The following is a 10,582-nucleotide window of genomic DNA, read 5'->3' as shown; positions in this document are numbered from 1 at the left end:
GCGAAGTAGAATTGATCCATGCGCTTACGACAGATTATCGCTTTAGCGGGAGCCATTTTCCTTGCATTTTCGGCATCTCCAGCGCCAGCGCACACAGTGCTAGTTAACTCAATTCCTCAGAGTGAATCAGTGATTAATTCGCTTCCACCAGAAATCAACATCACCTTCGCAGAAGAGTTGATTGCTATTGGAGATTCGAATTCAATAAAGGTTTTTGACTCCACCAATAATGATGTAAGCCAAGGTGAGGTTTTAGTTGCTGGTCCAACGCTTTCTAAAGCGCTAAAAACCAGCGACAAAACTGGAGTATTTAGAGTCGAGTATCGCGCAGTTGCTGCTGATGGCCATGTGATTGAGGGCGAATTTACTTTCACAGTTGAAGCATCGGCAGTAACAACTTCAGAGATTAAATCTGAACCTATAACCACTTCACCATCTCCTTCAGGTAATAAACTTTCTATCTATCTAATTCTTAGCGCTACTGCGATTGTTGGTGGCTTACTAATCTTGATTTTTATCTGGAAAAAGCGGGCAAAATAGCCGATTACCCCTCGCTAAATATTTGAGGTAATCTTGCGCCCGCCGTAAAAGAATGACCCTGGCGGGTTGCCCGAGCGGCCAATGGGAGGGGACTGTAAATCCCCCGGCTCTGCCTTCGAAGGTTCAAATCCTTCACCCGCCACCAGTAACGCCTATTTTGCTCACTTTTTCTTATGAGCCCAAAGTTGTAGCATCCTTACCATGAGCGCATTTAATCTTCGGATCCAACCAGTACGAGATTTAATGGCTGAAAAAGGGCTTGATGCATTTGTGCTTCGCCGTAATCCAAATCTGGCTTGGGCCATTTCTGGACGAGCACATGTTCCAACAACTATCGATGCGGCGTGTTTTGATTTAATCATTACAAAAGATTCAGCTGTTGCAATAACAAATGTTGTCGAAGCGCCACGATTAATTGCTGAAGAGTTTCCTGCAGAAGTTTCAGTACAAACCGTGCCGTGGTCACAAGGACGCGATCCGTTATTGCCAACAGGAGCAAAAGTTGGTTCTGATCAACCTGGTGGCGACCGAATTGATCTCGGCGTTGAGATCGAGATTATTCGCGGCTCACTTATTGCAGATGATGTAGAGCGCTTTAAGAAGATCTGCCTGGAAGCCGCATCAGCTCTAGGAAGCGCTATGAAAGAGGTAAAAAGTAGCGATCGAGAAATCGATGTGGCAGCGCTAATAACTAGTTCCTTATGGCGCTCTAATTTAGAGATCGCATTTCTAGGCGTTGCCGGCCAAGAGCGAGTCACCAAGTTTCGCCATCCACTACCGACCTCAACGCCAATTGGAGACCGCGTCTCGGCCTCAATATGCGCAAAACATAAGGGGCTAATCGCATCAATAACCAGAATTGTCAGCTTTGGGCAGTTATCTCGAGAGGAGATAAGCGGCTACGAATCAATATTTAAAGTTGAGGCCGCGATGTTCGATGCCACTGTGGTTGGTCGGCCTTTCTCAGATCCAATTAACGCTGCGATCGCTGCTTACCCGCTAAATGGTTTCGATAAGGATGAGTGGCAGAACCATCACCAAGGTGGACCGACCGGATTCCTGCCTCGCGATTGGCCAGCAAATCAGGGAACAACCAGATTGATTGCGCACAACCAACCGATCGCATGGAACCCAACGGGTAAAGGCTGGAAGGCTGAGGATACGATCTTGGCGACCAAGTCGGGGGTTGAGGTACTTACCAACGATCCGAATTGGCCCGCTTTTGAGGTCAATGGTCGGACCAGACCCTTCATACTTCAAAGATAACCCCTTCGCCTTGCTCATAACGGTCTCATAACAAGCGAAAAACTCGCGCTTTCCCATTGACTCGCTAGGTCGCCAGTGGCACCCTTCACCAAGAGGTCTTACCACTGGAGGCAAATTGAGCACTGTAGCTCTCGTCGCGTTAGCGCGACCTACCTTTGATCTGACCTGCGCCCAGGCTAATTTTGATAGCGCGCGTGCGCTGTTAAATGAACTAGGCGCATCGGTAGTTGGACCAACCGAACTAGTTATGACAGTTGAAGATCTCGCTGCGGTAAAACTTCCAGCGGCTGACATTCACATTTTATTTATGGCCTCATTTGCAGATGCATCACCTGCAGTCGAACTCTTTGGAAAAGTAAAGGGACCAATCCTTGGTTGGTCAATGCGCGAGCCAGGTGAAGTTGGCGAAAGACTTAAGTTAAATTCAATGTGCGGCGTAAATCTTGCGGCACATGCTTTGATGAATGTTGGGCAATCAATTCGACATATCCATGGAAACGCCGATGAAGCGAATGTGCGCAGTGCAATTCGTGATGCGCTCGCCGGCAAACTTCCAGAGGCGACTGCTCCAAAATCTATTGTTGGAGAATTTGCACCTGCTGGTGAAGTAGAAAAAGCTTTCGCTTGGTTAAAGGGCAAGAAGATCGGCGCTGTTGGAGATGCTCCAATTGGATTTACTCCTTGCGTATTTGATGGCCAGCAGTTAAATAAGTATTTTGGACTTGATGTTCGTCAAATAACAATTACTGATGCATTTGGCCGAATTGCTGAAGTTAAGGAAGAAGAGCGTGAATTAGCCTATGCAAACGCAGTGGCAGCACAGCCTTCGCTATCTTCAGTAAACGTTGGTGAAGCGAAGAAAGTTTATGGAGTTGAAGTTGCGCTAGATACCTGGCGCGAAGAAGAGTCGCTGGATGCGATTGCTATCCGTTGCTGGCCAGAATTTCCAACCGATATGGGTGCTTGCATCTGTTCATCACTGGGACGCCTTTCAGATCGCGGCACAGTTACAACCTGCGAACGTGATGTACTGGGCGCTGTAACCATGATGGTTTGCGAGTCACTTGGTTCAGATGAAAACTACTTGGTTGATATCGTCGATCTAGATGCAGATAAAGGTTTAGTTCGACTCTGGCATTGTGGGTCCGCCGCGACAAAGTTAGCTGCAGATCCACAGAATGCAACGCAAACAACACACTGCAATCGCAAATTAGGCGTTGCAGGTAATTTTCCGCTCAAGACCGGACCAGTAACGCTGTTCCGTATTGATCGGGATGTAGATCCGAGCAACAGCACGGGTTTACGAATGGTTGTGAGCCGAGGGGAATCTATCCCTGCTCCCAATCACTTCCAAGGTAATACCGCAACGGTTATCACTCAACCTGATGCTGCTGCGTTAGTAAATGGAATAGTCACTGGCGGATATCCGCATCATCTAGTCATCTCGTGGATAGATGTGCGTCCGGGTATTCGTCAAATGGCAAAGATGTTAGGGATACCCCTCACAGAATGGTAAAACAACTAAAACCCTCGATTAGCAAAGGACTACCAATGATGAAAACTCAAGGAATGACTTCCTTTAGTGCACGTCGCCTTGGCGCAGTAGCTGTGGTTGCATTCGCAGTCGCTGTCTCGACATTGCCATCGGCATTTGCAGCTGGAGAAGTCTTAGGAAAGGCTTGCAAGGTTGAAGGAGTTTCAACAGGAACAAGTTCAACTTCACTTGTTTGCAAGGCTGGATCAAATGGAAAACTGACTTGGCAGAAGGTACGCCTGAGCTCAAGCCTCGGTGCTCCAATTAAGGAAATTGCTCCACCAGCTGGAACAATTGAATTCTGGCACTACCGCCCAGAAGATAAGGCTCACTTCGAAAAGATCATTACAGCTTACGAAGCAAAGTACCCAGGTACAAAAATCACTCAGGTAATCAAGACAACAACTGATTACAACGCAACTGCACGTGTGCAGATCCTTGCAAATCCAAAGGCTGCGCTATTCGCTGCAGCACGTGGTTCAATCTTCAACGACTTCGTTAAGAGCGGACTTGCTGCAGATCTAACTAACGAGCGTTTCGTAAAGCGCAACCTCGTATCAAAGGGTCTAACAGCAGGAGTCGATAAGGGTCGCGTACTTGCAGTTCCTTATCACTACCTATTTAACAACCCTGTCTATAACACTGAACTCTGGGCAAAAGAGAAGTGGGATATTCCTAAGAACCTAACTGGTTGGGTCGCCTGGTGTAAGGATGCCAAGGCCAAGGGATATGTTCCTCTTGCATGGCCAGGAGCAACACGTGGACAAGCAGCGCAGATCTCAAACTCTGCTCTGATGAACTCTGCAGCAGATTACGAAGCGCTATCTGAAAACTTGGCAGATTTGAACTCAGGAAAGATCGATCTGACTTCAACTTGGTTCAAGGGCGTTGCAGATATCTACGTCAAGCTACGTAACGCAGGATGCTTCCCAGATAACCCAACAGGTGTTACTGAAGCTGCTGCTTACAACTTGTTCGCGACAGGTAAGTCACCAATTCTTCCTACCGGTACATTCTCAATGGGATCTATCAAGACTCTGAACCCAGCGCTAACCGGCAAGATGCAGTTGATGAGCATGGTTCTAACAGATGGCAAAGTTGTCGCTGAAGGAATTATGAACAACACCTTCAACCTAAGCGTAAATGCTAAGTCAAATCCGAAGGATCAGCGCATTGCTAAATCCTTCCTTTCATACTTGGCTACAGGTCCAGTTGCAGCAATTTACGCAACTGCAACCACACAGCACGTAAACGTTCTCGATGTTGATTACTCATCAAACGTTGACTTGCTAAATACATCTGCCTTCCAGGCTAAGAACACAATGTTGGCTCCACGTTTCTTGATTCTGAACACTTCGGTTTCAGATTTGACTCAGGATGCCCTCATTCAAATCGTTGGTGGCAAGAGCCCAGACGATGTTCTGCCTGACTTCTCTAAGCAGATCAAGCAGAAATTGGCTGGCTGATTAAAACCAAACTAGCTACCGGTACCGCTCCCACCAATGGTGGGAGCGGTACTCCTGCTACCCGTAAAAAGCGTAAGAAAGATGCGCTTGTTTATTATGTAATGGGCGCACCAGCGCTAATCCTTTTTCTTGCCTTCTATCTATATCCAGCGCTGCAAAATCTGCAATTTGCCACACGCCGCTGGGATGGCATCACCGAGCCTGAAAATGTGGGCTTTAGAAACTTTACAAATTTACTTACCAATGACGATCTCTTTTACAAAACTTTAGGAAATAACCTCGAGTTCACCTTCCTGGTTGTTATATTCCAAACCGCGCTAGCTTTGATATTTGCCGTCTTCTTAGTTAAAAACTCCAAAACCAATATTGCTCTTCGCACTCTTTACTTCTTCCCAACAATTCTCTCTTCTGTCTCTGTCGGAATGATCTGGCTCTTCTTATACGACCCTAATTTCGGTGCGATCAACCTATTCTTTAACAGCATTGGATTGCCATCTTTTGCACTTAACTGGCTAGGCAGCGAAAGCAGCGCGCTCTACGCAATCGCCTTTAGCCAAGTCTGGTTCCACACCGGCCAGATGATGGTTGTCTATATCGCCGGCTTGCAGCAGATTCCAAAAGAGTTGTATGAGGCTGCTGAAGTTGATGGCGCATCTCGCTGGAAGCAGTTCACCAGCATTACCTGGCCGATGGCTATGCCAACAACTCTGGTTGTTATGGCCTACACAACAATTCAATCATTCCGCGCCTTCGATTTGATCATGGTTATGACAAATTCAACCGCGGGACCAAATAACTCAACAAGCATTTTCAGCACCTTGGTTTATTTCACATTGTTTAACGAACTTCGCCTTGGTTACGCAGCAGCTCAGACAATCTTTATGGTGGCCACTATGGTGCTTATAACTTGGCTACAACGCCGAGCATTTAGCGGACGATACGAGAAGTAGGGGATAAGAAATGATCTTTAAGAGTTCTCGAATAATCTCGCTTACTTTCTTTGCTGCGCTAATTCTGATTCCTTCGCTTATTGTGGTCTTGGGTTCCTTTAAGACTGACTCTGAGGTCTATAACAAGCCGCTTTCTCTCCCAGAAAATTGGAATCTAGATAATTACCAGCGCTTGATCTTTATTTCACATTGTTTAACGAACTTCGCCTTGGTTACGCAGCAGCTCAGACAATCTTTATGGTGGCCACTATGGTGCTTATAACTTGGCTACAACGCCGAGCATTTAGCGGACGATACGAGAAGTAGGGGATAAGAAATGATCTTTAAGAGTTCTCGAATAATCTCGCTTACTTTCTTTGCTGCGCTAATTCTGATTCCTTCGCTTATTGTGGTCTTGGGTTCCTTTAAGACTGACTCTGAGGTCTATAACAAGCCGCTTTCTCTCCCAGAAAATTGGAATCTAGATAATTACCAGCGCTTGATCAGTGAAAGCGATTTAGAGGTCAGCTTTAGAAATAGCGTGGTTGTAACCCTGTTATCTGTAATTTTCACCTTGCTATTTGCCAGCCTGGCATCATTTGCTATCGCCAGAATGATCACAGTTTCCGGAAAAGTCTTGGCAACTTTATTTGCACTCGGTTTGGCAATTCCTGCCCAGATCAACCTAGTCCCGATCTATTACATCTTCCGAGATTTGGGGCTGACTAACTCGTTCTTTGGCTTAGTGATCATTAATGTGACCACAACCCTGCCAATTTCTATCTTTATTCTTACCGCTTTCTTTCGCGAGATATCTCGAGATATGTATGAAGCTTCTGAAGTAGATGGCGCATCGCCACTTCGCATCTATCGCTCTATCGCCCTACCGTTATCCCGACCTGCGATGGGTGCAACAGCGATATTTCTCTTTGTAATCAACTGGAACGATCTTCTCTGGCCACTGTTGCTTATTCAAGAATCAGATAAGAAAACTCTGCCACTTGCGATGTTGGCATACCGCGGCGAATACTTTGTTAGCTTCTCGATGCTCTTCACTGCGGTAATGGTGGCATCACTTCCGATGGTTATCATGTACCTCATGATGCAACGCTCGTTTATCGCTGGTCTTACAGCAGGAGCGGTAAAGGGTTAAATGATGAGCGCTGTAACCCCGCTTGCTCCACAACGTGCAGCGCGTATTGCTACACAATTAATCGAACTAATTGAAATTCAGAATCTAAAGCCCAACGACCGCTTGCCATCAGAGCGAACCCTTGCGGAATTGTTAGCAGTTAGTCGTCCATCTCTACGCGAAGCTCTGCATATTCTGCAGGCGCAAGGTCTGGTTCAAATAAAGCATGGACAAGGCACTTTTGTTCAAGAACCGATTGTTGCGCAAGAACTACGCGCTTCGATGATGGCCACCACCCATGGCTTAAATGAGCTCTTTGATGCTCGTGAAGTTCTGGAAGTTCCGGCATCAAAGTGGGCAGCGGCAAAGGCAACCAAGGAAGATATCCGCTTACTTCGTGCAACTTTAAATCAGATCGAGACAGTTACTTCAACGACGCCAATTGATTACAACCAATTGCAGGCGTTAGATGCGAAGTTTCACCTAACAATCGTCGGAATCGCCGAAAATAGATTTATCAACCAGACTCTCAACGTCTTACAAGATGTTATGAAGATGTCGATGGAAACCACTTTGCGTTTGCCAGGCAGATCAGATGTATCAAAGCGCGAGCACAACGCTATTTTGGATGCCATTGAAGCAAGAGATGGAGAACTGGTCTCTAAGTTAACGCTGCAACATATTTCTGGCGCACGTGCAGTAGCCCTTGCCGATGCAAATGAAAAGAATGAGCGTTGAGCAATATTCAAGTTGTTTGTCTCGGCGTAATAACTATCGACACAATTGCCTTAGTCGATAACTACCCAGGCGAAGACGAAAGAGTTTTAGCCCACCAGATAGCGCGCGCAGGAGGTGGCCCAGCAGCTGTTGCCGCAGTGACGCTAAGCCGCCTCGGAGTTTCAACGGCAATAGCCGGAACAATTGGCGATGATGAAGATGGCGCAGAAGTTCTGCGGATTTTTGCCCGTGAAGGCGTTGATACTTCAGGGATTTCAATCGGTGATAGCGCAACATCAGGAAGCGTAATCGTTGCTTCGAAGGCCCATAGCGCACGCGCAATTAGTACCCGTCAACCAATGCAACAAGTGAATCTAAGCGCACAGGCGAAGAAGTTGATTAGTCAGGCTGAGTGGCTCCATGTAGATCACGTTGGAATTAATCGTTTAAAGTCTGAAAAGATCGCTCGTGGAAACGGACCGAAGATTTCATTTGATGCCGGCTATAACGTTGCTGATTTCGATGCTTCAGAAGTAGATCTATTTGTTCCAACTGATCGACAGATGGCGCTTCGTTATCCCGACCTTCAACTGGGCGCAGCAGTTGAAAGAGATTCGGTTAACGCAAAAAATATAACGGTTGCAACGCAAGGTTCTGCGGGAAGTACTGGTTATTCAAGTGAATCAGGCTTAGTTCACGCAGATGGCTTTGCCGTTGATGTTGTAAGCACGCTAGGCGCCGGCGATGTTTTTCATGGAGCGCTTCTCGCTCAAGTAATTCAAGGCCACACTCTCGAAGCTTCTTTAATGCGCGCCAATGCCGTCGCCGCACTTTCTTGTCGTGGCCTAGATGGTCAATCGAAGATTCCAAATACCGCAGAGTTAGATAAATTCCTAAAGGAGAGATCATGAGAGCACCACTTACCAAATTAGCCCGTCCATCTGGTGCACTTGCAATGGTTGCCGTGGATCAACGTGAAGCTCTGCGCGGAATGTTTGCGGCACATCAGAGCACACCGGTCCCTGACTCACAGTTAACTCAATTTAAAGTAGATGTCGCTCGCGAACTTTCACCATATGCATCAGCGCTCTTAGTTGATCAAGAGTTTGGCATTGATGCGATTATCAATCAGGGTGCGCTAAAAGGCTCGTGCGGATTAATCGCTGCGGCTGATTTATTGGTGGGGCCCGCTGGTGGTGCAGCTACTGATACCGCTGTCGATCCTGATGTTGATCCGATCAGAATGCGCGATATCAATAGCGTTGGATTGAAATTCTTGGTGCTGTGGCGCAACGATGAATCTCCGGATAGCCGCGCCAAACTCGTAGCCGAATTTAACAAGTTATGCGAAGTATCTGGTCTGCCATCGATTATCGAAATAATCGTGAAACCACCAACTGATTCTTCAAGATCTTTTGATCGCGAAGAAGAGTTAATTCTTGCCGCTAGAGAAGCTGCAACCTGGAAGCCAGATTTGTATAAAGCAGAGGTTCCCTTTCATGGCGAAGGAGATCTTGCTTTAGTAACCAAGAATGCAGAACGAATTTCAGAAGCGATTGGATCTCCGTGGGTAGTTCTTTCTAATGGAGTTAAGCAACCGTTCTTTAATGATGCGGTAAAGGCTTGTGCAATTGGGGGAGCCAGCGGTTTCCTTGCCGGACGAGCGGTTTGGGCCGACATTGTTGGAGCCCCTGATATTCCAAAGGCGCTGCGCGAAATCTCTATTCCACGCTTGGAAAAGCTCGCTGAAACCGTTGATACCTACGCAAAGCCTTGGAGCAGTTGGTAATTAGCCCCAAAGCTCTTTGATTTCAACGACGCGACCTTCGTTGATGCTCTTGTGTGCAGCAAGCCCCGTAACAACGCTTGTTACGCCATCTAGCAAGGTAACTTCAGCGGCAGTGGAATTTAAAATCGCATCGCGGAATTTTGTATGTTCGATATATGAAGCACCGTAGTGGTGGCCCATGTACTTAACATCGTAGTTATGGACAATCTTTGTTTCGCTGCCACGCGCACGGCTAGCACCACTTGCCCAGTTATCGAGGTTTCCAACTGAATCACGACGTGAAGCTTTAACAATTTGTGAAGGAAGGAATGATTCAATCTTTCCCTGATCTCCAATGATTGTTAAAATCTCTTTATCGAAGGAACCTTCGCCAAACATACAGAGATCGAGCATTCCACGAGCACCGCTGGCATATTCTAAAATTACATATGCGTTATCGAGCATATTTGCTTGGCGACCTTCATATTTTTCATTTAAGTGATTAACGCTCTGGCCGCCTGAAGCAAATACGCGGATAGGTTGTTCACCAATAACTAAATCCATCAAGTTAAAGTAATGGCAACATTTTTCTACTAGCGTGCCACCAGTTCTTTCGGTAAAGCGGTTCCAGCTATCTACCTTTGGGTAGAAAGGTTCGCGATGTTCGCGAATCGAAATCTGATGTATTTTTCCGGCTTCACCTTCTTTTGCTCTCGCAATCGCTTCAGTGACCGGTGGCATAAATCGATATTCCAAGCCCATCCAGGTAAGAGCGCTGCGCTTTTCATCCCAAGACAGAATTGATTTCAAATCTTCGACCGTTGTAGCGAGTGGCTTTTCAACAAAGACTGCTAAATCTGTAGCGAGCGCAACTTTTAAGACCTCAGCATGAGTGTCATTTGGAGTTGCGATTACGACGGCATCGATTAAGCCAGAATCCAAGAGCGCGCGGTGATCGCTAAAGACCTTTGCCCCCGGGACCATTTGTAGAGCGGCTTCAATTGAGGGCTGATGAGGGTCGCTGATCGCTGTGACGACAGCCCCGCCCATCACCTTGATGTTGGAAATATGCTCGCGCCCCATACTGCCGACGCCTATAACCCCATATCGAAGCTCGCTCTTCATAGCCACAGGTTAGACCACTTACGATAATTTGGGCAGAGGGCTAGACGAAATACGCTCACCTAACCTAGACTCCACCAAGAGGTCAGACCACTACCCCCTTTATGC

General features: G+C 46.9%; 10 protein-coding genes and 1 tRNA gene. 10 read left to right on the top strand and 1 reads right to left on the bottom strand.

The window, feature by feature from the left end; genetic code table 11:
* Positions 1 to 18 precede the first annotated feature (18 nt).
* From A1s21148_RS06360 to A1s21148_RS06310, 10 genes are all read left to right on the top strand, one after another.
* Entirely contained in the window at positions 19 to 540 is a 522-nt protein-coding gene (locus A1s21148_RS06360) for a copper resistance CopC family protein (RefSeq protein ID WP_095671579.1), read from the top strand.
* Positions 541 to 600: 60 nt separating this feature from the next.
* A tRNA-Tyr gene (locus tag A1s21148_RS06355) sits at positions 601 to 685 on the top strand.
* 56 nt (positions 686 to 741) lie between these two features.
* On the top strand, positions 742 to 1,806 hold the full coding sequence (locus A1s21148_RS06350) for a M24 family metallopeptidase (protein WP_095671578.1): 1,065 nt from the start codon (positions 742 to 744) through the stop codon (positions 1,804 to 1,806).
* A gap of 115 nt (positions 1,807 to 1,921) precedes the next feature.
* Positions 1,922 to 3,322 (top strand): hypothetical protein, encoded by a 1,401-nt coding sequence (locus A1s21148_RS06345; RefSeq protein ID WP_095671577.1) that lies wholly within the window; start codon positions 1,922 to 1,924, stop codon positions 3,320 to 3,322.
* A 35-nt stretch (positions 3,323 to 3,357) separates the two neighbouring features.
* Positions 3,358 to 4,806, top strand: coding sequence for an ABC transporter substrate-binding protein (locus tag A1s21148_RS06340; RefSeq protein ID WP_190276878.1), 1,449 nt, complete (start codon positions 3,358 to 3,360; stop codon positions 4,804 to 4,806).
* Between the two features lie 101 nt (positions 4,807 to 4,907).
* Positions 4,908 to 5,756 carry a carbohydrate ABC transporter permease gene (locus A1s21148_RS06335; RefSeq protein WP_095671575.1) on the top strand — a complete coding sequence of 283 codons (849 nt, stop codon included), beginning with the start codon at positions 4,908 to 4,910 and terminating at the stop codon, positions 5,754 to 5,756.
* Between the two features lie 316 nt (positions 5,757 to 6,072).
* The gene (locus tag A1s21148_RS06325; RefSeq protein ID WP_095671573.1) at positions 6,073 to 6,888 is read left to right on the top strand and encodes a carbohydrate ABC transporter permease; all 816 of its coding nucleotides are present in this window, start codon (positions 6,073 to 6,075) and stop codon (positions 6,886 to 6,888) included.
* A gap of 3 nt (positions 6,889 to 6,891) precedes the next feature.
* On the top strand, positions 6,892 to 7,605 hold the full coding sequence (locus A1s21148_RS06320; RefSeq protein ID WP_095671859.1) for a FadR/GntR family transcriptional regulator: 714 nt from the start codon (positions 6,892 to 6,894) through the stop codon (positions 7,603 to 7,605).
* Positions 7,602 to 8,495, top strand: coding sequence for a carbohydrate kinase family protein (locus tag A1s21148_RS06315; protein WP_095671572.1), 894 nt, complete (start codon positions 7,602 to 7,604; stop codon positions 8,493 to 8,495). The genes A1s21148_RS06320 and A1s21148_RS06315 overlap by 4 nt, the downstream gene beginning before the upstream one ends.
* Positions 8,492 to 9,373 (top strand): hypothetical protein, encoded by an 882-nt coding sequence (locus A1s21148_RS06310; RefSeq protein WP_095671571.1) that lies wholly within the window; start codon positions 8,492 to 8,494, stop codon positions 9,371 to 9,373. Before A1s21148_RS06315 ends, A1s21148_RS06310 begins: the two co-directional genes overlap by 4 nt.
* Here the strand turns inward: A1s21148_RS06310 and A1s21148_RS06305 are convergent, their stop codons facing one another.
* Positions 9,374 to 10,477 carry a Gfo/Idh/MocA family protein gene (locus A1s21148_RS06305; RefSeq protein WP_095671570.1) on the bottom strand — a complete coding sequence of 368 codons (1,104 nt, stop codon included), beginning with the start codon at positions 10,475 to 10,477 and terminating at the stop codon, positions 9,374 to 9,376.
* Positions 10,478 to 10,582: the final 105 nt, after the last annotated feature.

This window comes from Candidatus Planktophila lacus, from assembly GCF_002287925.1.
GTDB lineage: Bacteria > Actinomycetota > Actinomycetes > Nanopelagicales > Nanopelagicaceae > Planktophila > Planktophila lacus.
Note: the sequence above shows the minus strand (reverse complement) of the source record. Positions and strands in the feature narration are given on the sequence as shown.